The sequence below is a fragment of the Halomonas flagellata genome, from assembly GCF_022487945.1.
In the GTDB taxonomy this organism is placed as follows: domain Bacteria; phylum Pseudomonadota; class Gammaproteobacteria; order Pseudomonadales; family Halomonadaceae; genus Halomonas; species Halomonas flagellata.
The window spans coordinates 65,323-84,403 of sequence record NZ_JAKVPY010000010.1 but is presented as its reverse complement, the minus strand read 5'-3'; the positions used below and the strand labels follow the sequence as shown (position 1 = coordinate 84,403).

16 protein-coding genes are annotated in these 19,081 nt (G+C 66.0%); 4 read left to right on the top strand and 12 right to left on the bottom strand.

Annotated features, from left to right (window positions below):
- Window positions 1-10: 10 nt before the first annotated feature.
- The 12 genes from MKP05_RS10345 to MKP05_RS10290 all read right to left on the bottom strand — a co-directional run bounded on the left by MKP05_RS10345 (window position 11) and on the right by MKP05_RS10290 (window position 15,133).
- Window positions 11-313, bottom strand: coding sequence for an urease subunit gamma (locus MKP05_RS10345; RefSeq protein ID WP_110283898.1), 303 nt, complete (start codon window positions 311-313; stop codon window positions 11-13).
- A 326-nt stretch (window positions 314-639) separates the two neighbouring features.
- Window positions 640-1,527: an urease accessory protein UreD gene (locus tag MKP05_RS10340; protein ID WP_240568210.1), complete on the bottom strand. Its 888-nt coding sequence runs from the start codon at window positions 1,525-1,527 to the stop codon at window positions 640-642.
- A complete protein-coding gene (gene urtE / locus MKP05_RS10335) occupies window positions 1,524-2,222 on the bottom strand; it encodes an urea ABC transporter ATP-binding subunit UrtE (protein ID WP_110283896.1) in 699 nt (232 codons plus the stop codon). The genes MKP05_RS10340 and urtE overlap by 4 nt, the downstream gene beginning before the upstream one ends.
- Window positions 2,222-3,067 (bottom strand): urea ABC transporter ATP-binding protein UrtD, encoded by an 846-nt coding sequence (gene urtD / locus MKP05_RS10330; RefSeq protein WP_240568209.1) that lies wholly within the window; start codon window positions 3,065-3,067, stop codon window positions 2,222-2,224. The genes urtE and urtD overlap by 1 nt, the downstream gene beginning before the upstream one ends.
- Window positions 3,064-4,212 carry an urea ABC transporter permease subunit UrtC gene (gene urtC, locus MKP05_RS10325; RefSeq protein WP_240568208.1) on the bottom strand — a complete coding sequence of 383 codons (1,149 nt, stop codon included), beginning with the start codon at window positions 4,210-4,212 and terminating at the stop codon, window positions 3,064-3,066. Before urtC ends, urtD begins: the two co-directional genes overlap by 4 nt.
- 6 nt (window positions 4,213-4,218) lie before the next feature.
- On the bottom strand, window positions 4,219-5,820 hold the full coding sequence (gene urtB / locus MKP05_RS10320; protein ID WP_240568207.1) for an urea ABC transporter permease subunit UrtB: 1,602 nt from the start codon (window positions 5,818-5,820) through the stop codon (window positions 4,219-4,221).
- Between the two features lie 346 nt (window positions 5,821-6,166).
- Complete coding sequence (gene urtA / locus MKP05_RS10315) at window positions 6,167-7,465, bottom strand: urea ABC transporter substrate-binding protein (RefSeq protein ID WP_439108980.1); 1,299 nt, start codon at window positions 7,463-7,465, stop codon at window positions 6,167-6,169.
- Between the two features lie 370 nt (window positions 7,466-7,835).
- Window positions 7,836-10,547 (bottom strand): hypothetical protein, encoded by a 2,712-nt coding sequence (locus tag MKP05_RS10310; RefSeq protein ID WP_240568205.1) that lies wholly within the window; start codon window positions 10,545-10,547, stop codon window positions 7,836-7,838.
- 13 nt (window positions 10,548-10,560) lie between these two features.
- Window positions 10,561-11,841, bottom strand: a complete 1,281-nt coding sequence (locus MKP05_RS10305; RefSeq protein WP_240568204.1) for an ATP citrate lyase citrate-binding domain-containing protein — start codon at window positions 11,839-11,841, stop codon at window positions 10,561-10,563.
- A 327-nt stretch (window positions 11,842-12,168) separates the two neighbouring features.
- A complete protein-coding gene (locus tag MKP05_RS10300) occupies window positions 12,169-13,695 on the bottom strand; it encodes a tripartite tricarboxylate transporter permease (protein ID WP_240568203.1) in 1,527 nt (508 codons plus the stop codon).
- Window positions 13,695-14,147: a tripartite tricarboxylate transporter TctB family protein gene (locus MKP05_RS10295; protein WP_240568202.1), complete on the bottom strand. Its 453-nt coding sequence runs from the start codon at window positions 14,145-14,147 to the stop codon at window positions 13,695-13,697. Before MKP05_RS10295 ends, MKP05_RS10300 begins: the two co-directional genes overlap by 1 nt.
- Complete coding sequence (locus MKP05_RS10290) at window positions 14,147-15,133, bottom strand: Bug family tripartite tricarboxylate transporter substrate binding protein (protein WP_240568201.1); 987 nt, start codon at window positions 15,131-15,133, stop codon at window positions 14,147-14,149. Before MKP05_RS10290 ends, MKP05_RS10295 begins: the two co-directional genes overlap by 1 nt.
- A gap of 205 nt (window positions 15,134-15,338) precedes the next feature.
- Between MKP05_RS10290 and MKP05_RS10285 the strand changes: the two genes are divergently transcribed.
- Genes MKP05_RS10285 through MKP05_RS10270 form a run of 4 tightly spaced genes read left to right on the top strand, consistent with a single transcriptional unit; the run spans window position 15,339 to window position 19,070 of the window.
- Complete coding sequence (locus MKP05_RS10285; protein ID WP_240568200.1) at window positions 15,339-15,953, top strand: helix-turn-helix domain-containing protein; 615 nt, start codon at window positions 15,339-15,341, stop codon at window positions 15,951-15,953.
- Window positions 15,950-16,612: a response regulator gene (locus MKP05_RS10280; protein ID WP_240568199.1), complete on the top strand. Its 663-nt coding sequence runs from the start codon at window positions 15,950-15,952 to the stop codon at window positions 16,610-16,612. The genes MKP05_RS10285 and MKP05_RS10280 overlap by 4 nt, the downstream gene beginning before the upstream one ends.
- A complete protein-coding gene (locus tag MKP05_RS10275; protein WP_240568198.1) occupies window positions 16,609-17,982 on the top strand; it encodes a sensor histidine kinase in 1,374 nt (457 codons plus the stop codon). The genes MKP05_RS10280 and MKP05_RS10275 overlap by 4 nt, the downstream gene beginning before the upstream one ends.
- Entirely contained in the window at window positions 17,979-19,070 is a 1,092-nt protein-coding gene (locus MKP05_RS10270; protein ID WP_240568197.1) for an ABC transporter substrate-binding protein, read from the top strand. Before MKP05_RS10275 ends, MKP05_RS10270 begins: the two co-directional genes overlap by 4 nt.
- Window positions 19,071-19,081: the final 11 nt, after the last annotated feature.

Genomic DNA, 19,081 nt, shown 5'->3' with positions numbered 1-19,081 from the left:
AGGGGTGAGCTCAAACAATCGGGTCGTGGATGGTCACGAGCTTGGTGCCGTCCGGGAAGGTGGCCTCCACCTGCACCTCGTCGACCATCTCGGCCACGCCCTCCATGACGTCGTCGCGGGTCAGGATCTCGCGGCCGACGCTCATCAGCTCGGCGACGCTGCGGCCGTCGCGGGCGCCTTCCATGATCTCGAAGCTGATCAGCGCCACCGCCTCGGGGTAGTTGAGCTTGAGGCCGCGCGCCCGGCGTCGCTCGGCCAGCTGCGCCGCCGAGAACAGCAGCAGCTTGTCCTTGTCTCTGGGGGTCAGTTCCATGGGTGTATCTCCTCAAGGTGTAAGAACGGCGCCTGGCGGCTTTTGGGGTGCCTCCCCACGCTTTTCTCGGTGTCGGCTTCCCGTTCGCTGCCTATGTCGACGGCATGGCCCCTATGGGGTCAGACCCCGGCCAAGTCGCCATGCCTGTCGTAGTGCACCTTTCCCGCCGCACCGGCCCCCGCCGGGGTCTGACCCCATAGGGACCGCCAGCGCCGAGGGCTTTTGGGGTCAGACCCCAGCCATTACACCAAAGCCCGTTTTCTGCTGATTGCTTGCGGAAACGCCTCCGCCGGGGTCTGACCCCAAAAGCCTTCGCAAAAGCCTTCTCATGTCCTCCAGATCCGCGGCACACAGGCCTCGCGGCCGGTCAGCCACGGCCTCAATACCTTCCAGGCCGCCTCGCACAGCGCCCAGGCCTCGTTGCGATCGTTGCCCAGGTAGCGCAGCAGCAAGACGCCGTGACGCACCGTCACCGCCCAGCGTGACCTCGCGGGCAGTGCGGCGCGCAACGCCTCCACGGCGCCGGCCTCGTCCTCGAGGCCCACCGCCCAGAGGGTCGCCTGGACGCTGGCGCCGCCCTGCCCCCAGCGCCCGGCAAAGCGCGGGTGACGCGGGTCCAGCGGCTGGCGCTCCAGCCACAGCGGCCGGCCGTCTCGCACCAGGCGAAAGCGCTGGTCGATGCGCCCGGAAACATAGGGCAACTCGCTCGCCGGGCGGCCCAGGGCCAGGACCTCCCAGCCCAGGCAGCGTGCCTGGCCCTCGAGCGCGATGGTGGTGCACTGCTCGCCCCTCGAGCCGTCGAAGGCGATGGTCTCCTGGGGCAGCCATTCGAGAATGCCGCCATCGGCCACCTCGAGACGGGTCTGCTGGGCCCAGGCCACGCCGTGGCTGTCAGCACGGTAGAGCTTGTTGGCGGCCGGCGTGGTGAGCAGCGTCCGGGCGCCGCTGCCCACCCTGGCGGTGATCGTCAGGGTATCGCCGCTGACCAGGCCACCCGGCGGGTGAAGCAGGTAGACATGGCAGGCGCCTTCCCGGCCCTCGGGGTAAAAGGGACGCTGGACCCGCAACGGCCCGCGATGGCGGGACTGGGTCATGCGGGTCGCCCCGCTGCGCTTGTCGAAGGCGAGCTCAAGCGATGCCGCCCAGCGACGGCCGGCATCGAAGCGATGGCCGGAGGGTGAAGCGTCGGGGGCAAGGGTCACGAAGGCTGTCATACCGTGAGGTGCTCCTTGATCAAGGCATCGGAGAGCTCGCCGATCTCGCCCCCGGCCACCGGTCGGCCGCGGTCCATGATCACGAAGCGGTCGGCATACTTGCGGGCGAAGGGCAGTTTCTGCTCCACCAGCAGCACCGTCAGGCCGTCCTCACGGATCAGCCGGCGAATCACCTCGCCGATCTGGGTGACGATATTGGGCTGGATGCCCTCCCCCGGCTCGTCGAGGATCAGCAACCGGGGCTCGATCACCAGCGCCCGGCCGATGGCCAGTTGCTGCTGCTGGCCGCCGGAGAGGTCGCCGCCGCGACGATGCTTCATCTCCTCGAGCACCGGAAACAGCTCAAAGATGCGCGCCGGAATGGTGCGCCCGCCGTCGCGCCGCGCGGCTAGCCCTGTGCGCAGGTTCTCCTCGACGGTGAGCAGCGGAAATATCTGCCGGCCCTGGGGCACATAGCCGATGCCCAGCCGCGAGCGCTCCTCCACCCGCTTTCGGGTCAGCTCCACCTCATCAGCATAGCGGACGCTGCCGGCGGCCGCGGCCACCTCGCCCATGATCGCCTTCATCAGGGTGGTCTTGCCCACCCCGTTGCGACCCATCACGCAGGTGCACTGCCCCGCCGGCACCTCGAGGTCCAGGTCCCAGAGGGTATGGCTCTCGCCATAGTACTGGTTGAGCTTGTCGATACGGAGCATCAGGCCACCTCCTCTTCGACCTCGGCGCCGAGATAGACCTCGATCACCTTCGGGTCGCTGGAGACCCGGTCCATGCTGCCCTCGGCCAGCACGCTCCCCTGGTGGAGCACCGTCACGGTGCGGGCGATGGAGCGCACGAAGCCCATGTCGTGCTCGACGACGACCACCGACTGCTTGCCCTTGCCGGCCAGGCCGGTGAGCAACTCGGCGGTGCGCTCCATCTCCTGCTCGGTCATGCCGGCCACCGGCTCGTCCACCAGCAGCAGGCGCGGCCGCTGCATCAGCAGCATGCCGATCTCCAGCCACTGCTTCTGGCCGTGGGAGAGGATGCCCGCCGAGGCGTGGCGCAGCTCGACCAGGCCGATGGTGTCGAGCACCTCCTCGATGCGGTCGCGACCCTCGCCGGTCAGGCGCGCGGTCAGCGTGGGCAGGATGCGCTTGTCGGCGGCCATGGCCAGCTCCAGGTTCTCGAACACCGTCAGCGCCTCGAAGACCGTGGGCTTCTGGAACTTGCGGCCGATGCCGAGGCTGGCGATCTCCGGCTCGTTCAGGGTCAGCAGGTCGTGGCGGCTGCCGAACCACACCGAGCCGCTGTCGGGCCGGGTCTTGCCGGTGATGATGTCCATCATGGTGGTCTTGCCGGCGCCGTTGGGGCCGATGATGCAGCGCAGCTCGCCGTCGTCGATGGTCAGGCTGAGATCATCGATGGCCTTGAAGCCGTCGAAGCTGACGCTGACGTCCTCCAGGTAGAGGATGGGGCCGTGGCGCACGTCCACCGGGGACTGCGCCGGGACCAGGAAATCGAAGACGCGCTCCCTGTCGGCCAGGGACTTGATAAAGCTCATGCGGAGACCCCCCTGCCGGTAGTCGTGGTGGCGCCCTCACCTTCGCGCCGATGCGTCAGGCGCTGGTTCTGGAAACGATAGGTCAACAGGCCGGCGATGCCCTTGGGCAGGAAGACGGTGACCAACACGAACATGCCGCCCAGGGCGAACAGCCAGGCATCGGGCATCACCCCGGTGAACACCGTCTTGGCGTAATTGACCAGCAGTGCGCCGATCACCGCCCCGTAGAGGGTCGCGCGACCGCCCAGGGCCACCCACAGCACCACCTCGATGGAGAAGATCGGCGAGAACTCGCTGGGGTTGATGATACCCACCTGGGGCACGTAGAGGGCGCCGGCGAGGCCGGCGAGCATCGCCGAGACCACGAAGACGAACAGCTGGAAGCGCTCGACCCGGTAGCCCAGGAAGCGGGTGCGCGCCTCGGCGTCGCGGCAGGCCACGCTGACCCGGCCCAGCTTGCTGGCGACGATGGCGCGGCACAGCACATAGCCCAGCGCCAGGGCGATGCCGGTGGCGAGGAACAGGCCCAGCCGGGTGGCGTCGCTTCTCAGGTCGAAGCCCAGCAGCTCGCGGAAGTCGGTGAGGCCGTTGTTGCCGCCGAAGCCCATCTCGTTGCGGAAGAAGGCCAGCATCAGGGCGAAGGTCATGGCCTGGGTGATGATCGACAGATAGACCCCGGTGACCCGCGAGCGGAACGCCAGGAAGCCGAATACCAGGGCCAGCAGGCCCGGCGCCAGCAGCACCATCAGGAAGGCGAACCCGGGCATGTCGAAGCCCAGCCAGTACCAGGGCAGGCTGTCCCAGTCCAGGAACACCATGAAGTCCGGCAGCACCGGGTCGCCATAGGTGCCACGGTCGCCGATCTGACGCATCAGGTACATGCCCATGGCATAGCCGCCCAGGGCGAAGAAGGCGCCGTGCCCCAGGCTGAGGATGCCCAGGTAGCCCCACACCAGGTCCACCGCCACCGCCAGCAACGCATAGCTCAGGTACTTGCCGAGCAGGGTCACCGTATAGGTGGAGACGTGCAGCGGATGGCCCGCCGGTACGGCCAGGTTGAGCACCGTCACCAGCGCCAGGGCGGCCAGCAGGATGCCCAGGAACAGCCGGGTCGAGCGTTCGTTGAAAGGTCTGGTCAACCACATGACGTTTTACCCCTCCGCCGCCCGGCCCTTCTGCGGAAAGAGTCCGCGGGGGCGCTTCTGGATGAACAGGATGATGAAGACGAGCACGACGATCTTGGCCAGCACTGCACCGGCCCAGGGTTCGAGCACCTGGTTGATGACCCCCAGCGACAGGCCCGCCACCAGGGTGCCCCAGAGATTTCCCACGCCGCCGAACACCACCACCATGAAGGAGTCGATGATGTAGTTCTGACCCAGGTTGGGGCCCACGTTGGTGAGCTGTGAGAGCGCCACGCCGGCCAGTCCCGCCACCCCGGCGCCCAGGGCGAAGGTGAGGATGTCGACCCGGGTGGCGCGGATGCCCATGGAGCGCGCCATGGCGCGGTTCTGGGTCACCGCCCGCACCTCCAGCCCCAGGCGGGTACGGCGCATCACCAGCATCAGGCCGGCGAACACCACCAGGGCGAAGCCCAGTACGTAGAGACGGTTGAGGGTCAACGAGAGCCCTTCGTTGAGCATGATCGAACCGCTCATCCACTCCGGCGAGACCACGGTGCGGTTCTGCGGCGAGATTACGGTACGTACCAGCTGTTGCAGGATCAGGCTGACGCCGAAGGTGGCCAGCAGGGTCTCCAGGGGGCGTCCCTTGAGGAACTGGATGACCCCGCGCTCGATGGCCACCCCGGCCAGCGCCGCCACCAGGAAGCCGGCCGGAATCGCCAGCAGCAGCGCCAGGCCGGGCTGGCCGGGCAGCAGCTGCTGCATGGCCCAGGTGGTGTAGGCCCCGAGCATGATCAGCTCGCCGTGGGCCATGTTGATCACGCCCATGACGCCGAAGGTGATGGCCAGGCCGATGGCCGCCAGCACCAGCACCGAGCCCAGCGAGAGGCCGAAGTAGAGGGTCTCCAGGCCGCGGTTGAGCTTCATCTTCTGCTCGATACCGGCCAGGGCCGAGGTCGCGGCGGCGGCGAGTTCGGGATCCTCGCTGCGGCTGGCGACATTCAGCGCCGAGCGCACCCGGGAATTCAGGCTGCCGGCCAGGGCGTCCACCGCCGCGGCATCGCCCTCTTCCAGGCGGTGGATGGCCAGCGCCTGCTCGAGCAGGCGACGCACCTCGGCGTCCTCCTCGCCGTCGATGACCGCACGGAGCGGCTCGGCCAGGGTGGCATCGACGTCGCCGAGCAGCTCGCGAGCCGCCTCGCGTCGGTCACGAACCTCGTCGGCGTGCAGGTCAAGCACCGCCAGCGCCCCCTGCAACTGGCCGCGCAGGGCGTTGTTGATACCGATACGGTCCAGCTCGCGTCGCGACATCTCGCCGGCGTCCTCGAAGCTCAACGCATCGACCACCGGCCAGCTGCGGCCGCGGTTCTCGACGACCACGACGAACTGGCCGGTGTCCTTGTGACGCTGCAGCTTGCCGCCGAGCAGCGCCTCGAGCCAACGGCGGCTGCGCGCGTCGCCGCTGGCAATGATGGCCTCGATCGCCTCGCCCTTGTCGGCGTAGGAGGCGGTATCGAGGGGGTCCAGCAGGGCCTGGCCGGGATCGTCCTGCGCCTGGGCGGCCAGCGGCAGGCCGAGCAGCAGGCAGAGGCACAGCAGGCCCGACAGGAAGCGTGGGAGCATCCTCATGGGCGTGTCCTGTAGGAAATGAAGAGATGGCGTATCTCGGGTCAACCAAGTCCGCGCATACCTCAGGGCTATCGATGTCAGTGGTATCGCGCTCGGGGCTGTTCCGTCGACAAGCCTGCGAGGAGGCGCTGTGAACCCATCCCTGGGCGCTACCGACGCCCTGCTGCGCTCTCGCGTCCTGCTCCGCTTGCAGGGCCGGTGCTGGCCATCCATGGCCAGCCCGTTCGGAGGAATCCTCCTCACCCCTGGCGTAGGACCTCCTCTTCGGCTTGTCCCCGGCGCCCCTCGCTTTGGGCAATAGCGATGGCCCTGGCGAGCGCCCGGCCCGAGGGGACGTCGGCGGGGCTTATTCTTCGGGCGCTTCTTCCTCGGCCTGGCTGCCGCCGCAGCTGCCGCGCACCACGTTGTAGTTGCCGCACTCCATGGGCTTGCGCCAGTCGCTGATCAGGTCCCTGGAGCCTTCCAGGTAGTCGGACCAGGCGTCGCCGGCCACGGTGGAGGGCGTCTCCCAGACGATGGAGAACTGGCCGTTGTCCTGGATCTCGCCGATCAGCACCGGCTTGGTGATGTGATGGTTGGGCATCATCGCCGCATAGCCGCCGGAGAGGTTGGGCACCGCCACGCCGATGATGGCGTCCTTGACCGCGTCGACCTCGGTGGTGCCGGCCTTGCGCACCGCCTCGGTCCACATGTTGAAGCCGATGTAGTGGGCCTCCATGGGATCGTTGGTGACCGCCATCTCGTCGCCGGTGTGCTCGATCCAGGCGTCGATGAAGTCGTAGTTGGCGTCGGTATCGACGCTCATGAAGTAGTTCCAGGCCGCCAGGTGGCCCACCAGGGGCGCGGTGTCGATGCCGGTGAGCTCCTGCTCGCCCACCGAGAAGGCCACCACCGGGATGTCGGCGGCATCGATGCCCTGGTTGCCGAGCTCCCGGTAGAAGGGCACGTTGGCGTCGCCATTGATGGTGGAGACCACCGCGGTCTTCTTGCCCTGGCTGCCGAAGGCCTTGATCTCGGAGACGATGTTCTGCCAGTCCGAGTGCCCGAAGGGGGTGTAGTTGACCATGATGTCGTCGCCACCGACCCCGTGCGACTTCAGGTAGGCCTCGAGGATCTTGTTGGTGGTACGCGGATAGACGTAGTCGGTGCCGGCCAGCACCCAACGCTCCACCCCGACGTTGTTCATCAGGTAATCGACGGCGGGAATCGCCTGCTGGTTGGGGGCGGCACCGGTATAGAAGACGTTCTCGGAAGACTCCTCGCCCTCGTACTGCACCGGGTAGAAGAGCAGGCCGTTGAGTTCCTCGACCACCGGCAGCACCGACTTGCGCGACACCGAGGTCCAGTTGCCGAAGATGACGTCGACCTCCTCCTGGGCGAGCAGCTCGCGGGCCTTCTCGGCGAACAGCGGCCAGTCGGAGGCGGGGTCGACCACCACCGCCTCCAGCTCGCGACCCAGCAGGCCCCCCTCGGCGTTCTGCTGCTCGATCAGCATCTCCACGGTGTCCTTGAGCACCGTCTCGCTGATCGCCATGGTGCCGGAGAGGGAGTGCAGGATGCCCACCTTGATGGGCTCCTCCTGGGCCAGGGCGGGGGTGGCGACGGCCAGGCTCAGCAGCGAGGCGGCCAGCCAGTGGGGACGCATGGCGGGACGACGTGGGGTCATGGTGAACTCCTTGCGTATGGGACTTGTTATGGGACGCCCAGTCCATCGCAAGGCTCGTGCCAGCCCGACCAGAATCGGAGTTATCCCTTCACAATCATCATGTTGCACCGGTCATCCAGATATCGTCATCGCCCCAGGATGCATCGTCATGGTGCAGGAGCGGCCTGCTTACGCTCCACCGGGGCACGGGGCCATGGTGCAATGCACCGAGTTGGTGCCCACAAAAAGAACACGGGGCGCCGATCGCATCGGCGCCCCTTCTGTGGCTTATCTCGTTCGTTCCTGGTGACTACCCGCAAACTAACGGCGTGGTGCCCGCGTTGGCCCTCCCAGCGTCAGCCAGGATCGATCAGACAACATGGAAGCACGCCGAAGCGGGAGTGCGCGTGTCCATGTTGCGCCCCCGGTTCAGGTGGTCATCGATCTCGGCCGCGGAGCCGATCATGCGGCCGTAGAGGAAGACGCTGAAGGCTGCCGTCTCGAGGTCCCGCTCGGTCAGCTCGCCAGACTTGTAATCCTTCCACAGGAGCGCGAGCAGCAGCGCCGCGATCACCGCGTCGACGTTGACGCAGAAGACGTAGCGGCTGGCGCCCACGTCATACAGCGCCTGCACCAGTTCGCGGTAGAAGGCATGGAAGATGTTGTAGTCGCCGCGCTTCGCCATGAACTCCGCGATGAAGCGCTCGCGTGGATCGTAGTTGACCGGCTTGCCCTTGAAGATCGGGTGGTGGACGCCGGGCAAGGCGCGGACCTCGGTCCCGATCTCCTTGGCCTCGGCCTTCTCACGCTTGTAGGCGCGGGCGAAGTCGGTGGCCATGGCCTTGAGGTCGATGCCGTGGCTCGGGTCGGTGGGATCGCTGAGCCCCTTGTCCTTGAACTGGTCGAGCAGGAAAGCCATCCCCTCGAAGCCGTTGCCGCCGTGGCTGTAGCCGGTGTGGGTGAGAAACCCGACCATGGCCTTGTTGATCTGCACGCGTTCAGGGGTCTGCGGTCCGTCAGCCGCGACTGCCCCCTTGGCGCCTTGTGCCGAGATCGAGCCTGGGCCGTTGGAGATCAGCAGGCCGACGAGGATCTGGAGTGGCAACGCCTCGTCGCGGGTCGGCTTCTTGCCGGTCATGGCGAGGAAGCAGAGGTCCGTCATGGTCCACTGGCCAAAGCGCTCGTCGCGCGGAATGCCACACAGCGAACCGGGCTGGTGGTGGGAACCCGGGATCGTCGCGCCGACCATCACGCCGTAGAGGCGTAAATACCAGGGCAACGTCTCCGCGGTCAGGCGCGAGATGCGTTTACGCATGAGGGGACCCCAGGCGATGGTCAGACTGATCGCGGCGAGAATGGCATCCCGGGAGAGGCGGCCGTTCAGGGTGGTGAGGTATTCGAGGAAGACCGACTTGCCACCGCGCGCCTTGACGGCGGCGAGCATCGCCTCGGGGCGGGGGTCGTCGGCCTCGGCCTCGGAGGCGAGAAAGAGCGCGCGGGTGGCAGCGTCCATGGTGATCGCCGAGGTGTCGAACTCCTCGCTACGGCCGTCCCGCAGGTCGGAATGCGCAAAGAGGTCGATCAGCGCACTGGTGCAGGCCAACGCGCGCTCGACCCGCTTCGGTCCGACGATCGCGGCGGCGGCTGCCATGATAGCGTTGGGCGCATTGCCCGCGTCCCGCGCGGCGTCGGCAGCCACGAGAATCGGGTCACCGACCAGGTTCACCTCCGCCGCCACGGCCACGTCGAGCATGGCACGGTCGTTCTCGCCGGCGATCTCGTGGACGAGTGGCAGTGCGAAGTTGGCCTCCAGCGGATCGAGCGCAAGGTCGAGCACCGAAAAGCCGTGCACGCTGGTAACCTGGGTGGTGGGGTCCATCACCGAAGCACCGGATTTGTCCTTCATGGTCTGGCGGGCGATCACCGCGCCAACCTGGCGCTTGAGCACGGCGAGCTGGGTCGCATAGGGCTCTCTCGGCGTCACCGGGGGCATGGCAAGTTCGGGTGGCAGCGCCAGGCCCTGGTCGTTGGCGATCCAGGGCTTGAGCGCGAGGCTGCCCGTCGAGGCGAAATCGGGCGAAACGCCGTTCAGCTTCATCACCGCGGTCAGTGCCATGGGGATGTCGGCGATATTGGTCACCACCGCGCCCTTGGCCGAGACCACCGGGTTGTCGGGCGTGTAGAGGCCGTCAACCCCGAAGGCTTCCATCAACCAGCCCTCCTTGTCTTCCGCCCGGTCGCCCGAGCCGGCCATCGCACCGGCATGGCCGACGGCACGGGTGAGCTTCGACTTCCAGCGGCCGACGACACAGGCAACCGTCGGCTTGCCGAAATCGACGCCGTGCTCGTGATAGCCACCCGGTTCGACATAGAGCACTGCGGCTTTCGAGCGGTCGTCGTTCACCAGCGCATGGGAGAAGTCACGTGCGTTGTAATGGATATAGACGTCCTTTCCGCTCGAGACGAGCGTTGTGGTGCCCCAGCCTTCGGTCGCGAGGTACTGCGCGATGGTGGTGGTGAAGCCCCCCGAATTCGAGAAGATCGCGACCGAGCCCTTGCGCAGGGACTCCTCGGGACTGTCGCCACCGAGCGCCCCGCCGATGCGGACATGATTCCAGCTGTCGGCCACACCGAGGCAATTGCCGCCGATGATATCGACGCCATTGGCCTGCCCCATCGCGCGGATCTCTCGCGCATCGTGTACGGCAATCTTTTCGGTAATGATGACGATCTTTTCCAGAGCATCGTTGACACGAATGAGCTCCGCCACCCCATCGCGCACGCTGGGGGGCGGGAGGTAGATGACACCCACATTGAAGGTGTGCCCCGCATCCAGGCCCTCGCGCACGTTGTTGAACACCGGAATGTCGCCCACGGGAGTCTTGAGCGTCTGTCCGGCACGCCCCGGCGAGGTACCGAAGACCACGTTGCCCCCCGAGTAGGCATGACTCACCGGGGTGACCGTGCGTGACTCCCCGCCCATGATGTTGAGAACACAGACGCGATCCTCGCGCCTCGCCACATCGGCCAGTGAGCGAATGCCGAGATAGTATGGAAAATCCGCAATACCCTGAAGATACATGGTTCTTCTCCCCTTAAGCCGGTGTCTTGATGCCCAGATGCCGGGCGATCTCGTCACGGCCTCCGTCACGCATCCACAGATCGAGATTCTTGGCGTAGTTCACCACTTCCGAGATTGCACTGTCGAAGCCGAAGAAGCGGTAGGGCACACCAAGGCTGTCCAGCGTGTCGCCGAGGTTGCCCATGCCGCGTACCAGGTTCGGCCCGCCACGCCCGACGACGACATAGAGGGGAGTCGGCCCGTACTCAGCGAAATGCTCGCGCAGCGCGTCGCCCATGCCCCGGAAGGTTTCGAGGATATCCGTGTTGTTCGACTTCCCCCCGATGATGAACAGCACATTGGTCTGGGCAAGGAAATGGCGGTAGCAGATCGCGGCGACCGACTTCATCTTTTCGTAGGGCGGATTGCCACCGAAATCCGAAGAGATGATCGCGGCGTCGCCCAGCACCTCGGTCACCAGGCTATTGGCGCCGCCGCCGAAGGTTGGCGCCAGAATGGTGCCCTTGTCGTTGATCACAAAGACATCCGACTGGCCCTGGTGGGTACGAAGCCGGTTCACTTCCTGCTCGAAAGCCGATACATCGGCGGCGAATATCTGTTCGGGCAGCCCCAATCGACTCACCCGGGGATCGTCGCGATCAAAGCCACACTTGAAATCGCAGGCGATCGGCATCAGCCGGCCGTCACGCCCGGGGCGCATGCGGATGGGGTTCAGTTCCAGCGTGGTCATGCCATAGTGATGCATCAACTCCCAGAGCTTGGGCAGGTGCTGGACCAGTGGCGAGATGATCTCCTTGGGCGCACCGATGTCGCTCAGCGCATTGGCCACCACGAAGGCCTTGAGGCCCGTCAGCGCCTCGAAAGGCACGGTGGAGATCTCGGAGGTGTCCAACTCCTCGATATCGACGCCGCCACGGTGGGTCAGCGTCATGGTCGGCGCCCGGAAGCGGCTATCGTCAGAGATGGCAAAATAGACCTCGTGTTCGGCCGGCACACCGGCCTCGAATGTCACCCCGTTCGCCTTGGCATAGGCATTGCCGTGGCGGTGCTCGGCAAAATAGAGCCGCTCCTTTTCGGCCAGGGCGGTGCGAAGATCGCTCGCCTTGCCGATAAGCCCCGCCTTGCCCTTCTTGCCAACGCCACCGCGGAACAGTGGCTTTATGAAGATCAGACCGTGGCGAGTGATCAAATCCTGAATCTGATCCTCAGTCGCATCGGGTCCAAGAACTTCGGAGGTCGGAAACCCGACATGATTGAGGAGTTTTTCCCCGTAGAGCATTCCGGTGAGCTGCATATTATTTTCTCCAATTAATCTCTGTTTTCCGGTGAAAGATTCAAGCAAACGACAAAGACAAAACCGCTAGTTCCACTTGCTTTCCTGACGTCTTCCACTTCGGTCTACGGCTAATGACAAGGCCGCTGTTAAGAGAGGATCATTCAGCTGTCGTTATGGTTATGTAAGCCTGCTGAATTCCACCGAGTTTCCAACTCGAGACCCTCCCGTCGAACACAGCGAGCCATGGATGATGGAAAAAAAGGGGTGTCTCAAATTGACACCCCGAATCGTTGGCTGAGCTCTGTATGCTTGCCGGAATCGACAAGTCACTGTAAGGGAGAACTCTCAGTCGCTCTCGGGACTGCCCGAGTCGGGTGTGGCTTTCATTCGCTGACGCAGGATGGGCCCGACGATATAGGGCAGGATCAACCCCAGCCCGGCGAACACCCACAGGCCGATGGCCAGGCCGCTGTCCCACAGGATGGTCCAGTCACCATCGGAGATATCCATGGCGTGGCGCAGGTTTTTCTCCATCTCCGGTCCCAGCAACAGACCGAGGATGACCGGCACCATCGGGATCTCCAGCTTGCGCAGGAAGTAGCCGGCGACGCCGAACGCCACCATGAAGTAGAGATCGAAGGTGGTGTTGCTGATCGAGTAGATGCCCACGAAGGCGATCATGGTGACGATCGGCAACAGGTACATCGGCGGTACCGACAGCAGCTTGACGAAGATCCCCACCAGCGGAATGTTCAGGATCAGCAGCAGGAAGTTACCGATCAACAGTGCGGCAATCACGCCCCAGACGACGTCGGCGTTCTGGGTGAACATCAGCGGCCCAGGGGTGATGTTCAGCGAGATCAACAGTGCCAATAGCACCGCCGTGGTGCCGCTACCCGGCACACCCAGCGTCAGCATGGGCACCAGGGCGCCGCTGGAGGCGCCGTTATTGCCGGCCTCGGGGGCGGCCACACCACGCGGATCGCCCTTTCCGAAATAGCCTTTCTTGCCCAGCACACGCTTTTCCAGGGTATAGCTGATGAAACTACCCAGAGAGGCACCGGCACCCGGCAGCACCCCGGCGACGAACCCCAGCAACCCACCGCGAAAGCTGGTAGGCAGGATCTCGCGGATATCCTTCCATTTCAGCGTGAGCTTGTTGACCTTCATCTCTTCCTTGCCACCACCTGCCTTCTCCTCGATGAAGAACAGCAGTTCGGAAATGGCAAATAGACCGACGATGGCGATGATGAAGTCCACGCCCTCGTAAAGCTCCAGGGTACCGAAGGTAAAGCGCTGCACGCCGGTGGAATCGATGCCGACCGTGGCGATCATCAGGCCGATGGCCGCCGCCACCACCGTCTTCATGGGATTCTTGCCAGTGATGCCCCCCAGGGTGGCAAAGGCCAGCAGGAACAGCGCGAAGTACTCGGCAGGCCCGAAGGTCAGGGCGAAATCGGCCAGTAGCGGCGCCAACAGGATCAGCCCGATGGTGGCAATCAAGCTGCCCATGAAGGAGGCCACGGCGGAGATGGCCAGCGCCTCGGAGGCCTTGCCCTGCTGGGCCATGGGATAGCCATCGAGACAGGTCATCATCGCCGGTTCGTCACCGGGGATATTGAGCAGTATCGAGGAAATGCGCCCGCCATACATGGCCCCGGCATAGACCGAGGTCAGCATGATCATGGCGGTTTCCGGGGCCAGTCCCAGGGTGAAGGCCAGCGGGATCAGGATCGCCACCCCGTTGGCCGGCCCCAGGCCCGGCAGCGCCCCGATCAGGGTGCCGAGAAAGGCCCCGATCAGCGCAAACATCAGGTTGTGCGGCGCCAGGGCGACGCCGAACCCATCCATCAAGAAGCCAAGAGTCTCCATCAGCTCACCTCCAGGAACGAGAGCAAGCCCAGCGGCAAGGCAAGGTCGAGGGCGAAGTTGAACACCAGGTACACGACTACCCCGGAAATCGCCCCGGTGACGTAGGCCTTGACCGGACGCGATCCCATGCGCCAGCACAGGGTGCCCACGGCCAGAGTCGTGCTGATGATGAAGCCCAGCGGCTGCAGTAACATCGAATAGAGCACCAGTACCACCACGGCGACGATCAGCTCGATGCCGGTACGACTCCATGGCCAGGCGTTATCCGGGTCCGGCCGCACGACCATATACAGGCTGGAAAGCCCCAGCACGACGGCCAGCAGGCGTGGAAAGGTCTCGGGTCCGACGGCTTCGGTCCCACCAAACGGTTCGGGAAACTGGGTGGTGCCCCAGCCGTACGCGACGGCCAGGACGATCATCAATATCCCGAAGATGCGGTCGTTGTAAGTCATTATTGAATCAGCCCGATATCCTTGGAGAGCTGTTCGATATCTTCGATCTGCTCCTTGACGAAGGTCTCGAATTCGCCGGCGCTCATGTGGAAAGGCATCAGACCGTTCTGTTTCATGACGCCCTGCCACTCCTCGCTTTCATAGATGGTGTCCATGGCATCGACCCAGTACTGCTTGGCCTCGTCGGAGATGTCCGCCGGCATATAGAAGCCGCGCCAGTTGGGCCCCAGGGCATCGATACCCTGCTCCCTGGCGGTCGGGATATCCGCGAACTCGCCGGGCAGACGCTCCTCGGAGAGCACCGCGAGCACCTTGAGATCACCGGACTCCATGAAGCCCTGCGCCTCGGTGATATCGCCGGTAAACGCCTCGACGTGACCGCCGATCACCTGGGTCAGGGCCTCGCCACCGTTGTTGTACGACAGGTAAGCGATGCGTGGCAGGTTCTCGATCCCGGCTTCCTGTGCCGCGATCAACACCTTGAGATGATCCCAGCCGCCCTTGGCGCTGCCGCCGGCGAACTTGACGCTGCGCGGGTCTTCCTTGAGGGCGTCCATCACATCATTCAGATCCTCGTACTCGGAATCGGCCGACACGGCGATGATCCCGTAGTCGGCGCCCAGCGCCCCGATCCAGTTGACCATGTCGGCGGTCATGTCAGGGAACTGGCCCTGGGCCAGGCGGGTCGTCGTGGCCGTGGAAGCCGCCACCAGCAGATGATCGTCGCCGGCACGCTTGCTGATGGTATGGCCATAGGCCACGCCACCACCGGCGCCGGCCATGTTGATGGTCTGAACGTTACCCGATACCAGGTCGAGATCCTGGAGCACATTGCCGACGCTGCGGCAGGTGAAGTCCCAGCCGCCACCGGGATCAGACGGCGCGATGCACTCCACCTTGCCCTGGGGCTCGAAGGCCGTGGCGCTTCCCGCGCTCAGGGTCACGGCGGCGATGGCGAATAGCTTGAGTGGCGTTCTGGTGGACATTGTTGTATTCCCCTCGTTGGGCGATCCGGGACGGATCCTTGGTTGACTTGTCGGAGGTGATCGCCTACCTTACAGTTCTGTAAGGCAGAACTACGTTCCTCACGATGGAAAGTTAGGCATCCCGTCGGGGTACGTCAACGCCAAAGCTCCCTATTGCGACCAAAGTTGAACATCCCTTCACCCACCAAGGAGACATCGTCATCACATGGCACAGGACCGCGTCGAGGCCGTGGAACGAGCGCTGACGGTGCTCGAGGCCTTCGACTCTCCCCAGGACCACTTCACGCTGGCCGACCTGGCGCAGGTCACTGGCTTCTACAAGAGCACCCTGTTGCGACTGCTGGCCTCGCTCGAGCGTTATGACTATGTGCAGCGCGGCCAGGACGGGCGTTATCGGCTCGGCCACACGCCGATGCGCCTGTCACGGCGCCACCTGCCCAGCCGCCAGCTGGCCGCCTGGATACAGCCGGTACTGGATACCCTGGCCGAGCAAAGCGGCGAGACCGCCGCCCTGCTCGAGGTCGGCATGGGCCATGCCGAATGCCGCCTGGTCACGCTGCCCGAGGCGAGCCTGCGTCACGACCTGCGGCCCGGCATGCGCTGGGCGGTGGCCAACGACGATGAGCCCGCGCTGGAACTCCCCGGCGGCTTCATGCTATGCCGGTCACTGGAGGCCGGGTCCGACGGCTTGCCGCTCTGGCTGAGCCTCTCCGGTCCTGCCGGGCGCCTGCCCCGGGACGAGGCCATGCACCATCTCGATGCCGCCGTGACCGAACTCGCGCGACGGCCGGCCGATGACGCCGCACGAGGCACGCAATGAAACTCCTGCTGATCGAGGACGACACCCTGCTCGCGGAGACGCTCGGCGATGCCCTGCGGCAAGAGGGCCATCGGGTCACCGCCATCGCCGACGGCATCGCCGCACGGCAGTGCCTTGCCGCCCCCAACCACGGCCATGACCTGATCCTGCTGGATCTCAACCTGCCCGGCTGCAGCGGCCTGGAGATCCTCGCCACCCTGCGTCATCAGGACAGCGAGACCCCGGTACTGATCCTCACCGCCCGCGGCGCCATCGAAGACCGCGTGCGCGGGCTCGACCTGGGCGCCGACGACTACCTGGCCAAGCCCTTCGCCCTGGACGAGCTCGAGGCCCGGGTGCGCGCCCTGCTGCGTCGCCAGGCCCGCGGGCACAGCCTGCAAGTGGGTGAACTGGCCTTCGACGCCCTGACCCAGCGCTTCACGCTGGACGGCACGCCGCTCAGCCTGCCGCCACGCGAACAGCGTCTGCTGAGCTGCCTGATGCGCCATGCCGGTGAACCGGTGGACAAGGCGCGACTCGCCGAGGAAGCCTTCGCCGGTGACGCCATGGGCGACAATGCCATCGAGGTCTACATCCATCGCCTGCGCCGCCGGCTCGCCGGCAGCCGGGTGGAGGTGCGCACCGTGCGTGGGCTGGGTTATCTGCTGGAGGCGCCATGAGCGACCAGGGCAGCCTCTACCGCCGCCTGCTGGCCTGGCTGTTGCTGCCGCTGCTGGTGCTGGGCACCCTGATGCTGGTGCTGGCCTACCTGGACGCCCGACGGACCGCCGATCGCGCCTTCGATCGCCTGCTGGAGGCCGCCACGCTGGCCATCGCCGAACAGGTCCAGTGGCAGAACGAACGGCTGTGGCTCGACCTTCCGCCGGCGGCCCTGGAGATGCTCGCCACCAGCGCCGAGGAGCGGGTGTTCTACGCCTTGTTCGACGGCGATGGCCACTTCATCACCGGCAACGCCCGACTGCCCGGCGACCCGCGCGGCGACAGCGAGGCAGTCGACACCCTGTACTATCGCAATGTCGGTTGGCGTGACCTGGCCCTGCGCCAGGGCATTCGCCGCACCCGCCTGGAAGACTGGAGCCTGCGCGAACGCTTCGAGGTACGGGTGGCCCATACCCGCGAGGGACGCCAGGCACTGACACTCGCCCTGTTTCGCGGCAACCTGGCCTACATCGCCGCCATGGCGGGGCTGGCGGTGATCGTGGTACTGCTGGCGGTGCGCTCCGCCCTGGCGCCGCTGACCCGGCTGCGCCGCGCCATTCGGGCGCGCGATCCACGCACCCTGGCGCCGCTGGAACTGCCCTTGCCACGCGAACTCGCCGAACTGCGCGAGACGCTCAACGAGCTGCTGGCGCGCATGCGTCGGGTGCGGGCCAACCAGGAACGCTTCATCGGCGATGCCTCCCACCAGTTGCGCACGCCCCTGGCCGGCCTCTCCGCCCGCGCCGAGCTGGCCCTGCGCCAGGACGATCCCCGTGCCTGGCACGACGCCTTGCGGGCCATGCAGTCCACCAGCGCCAGCACCGCTCGCCTGGCGGTGCAGCTGCTGTCGCTGACCCGCCTCAACAACCCCGAGGCGACCCCCGAGCTGCAACGCCTGGACCTCAACGAGATCGCCCGCACGGCGACGCGCAGCGCCCTGAGCGTGTGCCATCGCGACGGCATCGATATCGGCGTCGAGACCACCGCCGGGCCGGTCATGATCGACGGCATCGACTGGCAGCTCGAGGAAGCGCTGAGCAACCTGATCGACAATGCCCGACGCTACGGCGCCAGACGCATCACGGTGCGGGTCCTGGATGCCCCCGCCACCCTGGAGGTGGAAGACGACGGCCCGGGCATTCCCGCGGAGCAACGCTTGATGGTGTTGCGCCCCTTCTACCGTGGCCGCGACGGTGTCGAAGGCTCGGGGCTGGGCCTGGCCATCGTGGACGGCATCGCCCGCACTCACCGGGCACGCCTGGTCCTGAACGATGCCCGGGACGGCAAGGGCCTGCGCGTGACGCTGCGCTTCCTGAGGGACCACCAATGACCAAGTCACTGTGCCTGCTGCTGTGCCTGGCATGGCTCAGCCTGCCGGGGCTGGCCGACGAGAGGCTGCACTTCCCCGCCGCGCCAAGCGATGGCGAGCCGCCGCTCTCGCTGATCGTCCATGGCGCGCTGGACCTGCCATACGTCAAGCCGGTGCTGGAAGACTTCCACCGGCGCCATCCGCACTTCGAGCTGCACTACCGCAACTTCACCACCCTCGAGCTGCATCGTCGCTTCCTCGATGACGACGAGGACAAGGCCGACCTGGTGATCTCCTCGGCCATGCCCTGGCAGTACCGGCTGGCCAACGACGGCCATGCCCAGCCGCTGAGGACAGCAAGCGCCGAGGCCTGGCCGGACTGGGCACGCTGGCGCCGGGAGCTGTTCGGCCTCACCTTCGAGCCGATCGTCATCGTCTACCGCCGCGAGCTGGCCGAACGCTTCGGGGCCATCACCAGCCACGCCGACCTGCTGAATCTGCTGGAAACCCGGCACCAGGCGCTACGCGGGCGCGTGGTGACCTACGACCCGGCACGCAGCGGTGCCGGCTACACCTACGCCATCGAAGAGGTGCGTCTGTCGCCGCGCTACTGGGACCTGGTCGCCGCCCTGGGCGGCGTCGATGCGGAACTGGTCGGCACCACGGGGGAGATGCTCGAGGGCCTGGCGGAGGGACGCTATCTGATCGGCTACAACCTGCTGGGCAGCTACGCCAGTGATTTCGTCGCCGCTCATCCGCAACTGGAGATGGTGATCCCGCGCGACTACGCCCTGGTCACCCAGCGCCTGGCCTTCATTCCCCGCGAGGCGCCGCATCCCGAAGCGGCACGACGCTTTCTCGACTATCTGCTCAGCGAGACGGGGCAAGGGGTGATCAGCGAACAGACATCGCTGGGCGCGGTGCATCCGGCGCTGGAAGGCCCCGGCACGGCACGCGAGTTGCGCACCCGCCTCGGCGACGCCCTGCGCCCGATCCGCCTGGGGCCGGGCCTGCTGGCCACGCTCGACGACCTCAAGCGCGAGGCGCTGCTGGCCCGCTGGACGCGGGAATATCAACGCTGGTCGGGCCGGCCCCGGCCTCACCCCTGACCGCCCCGCGG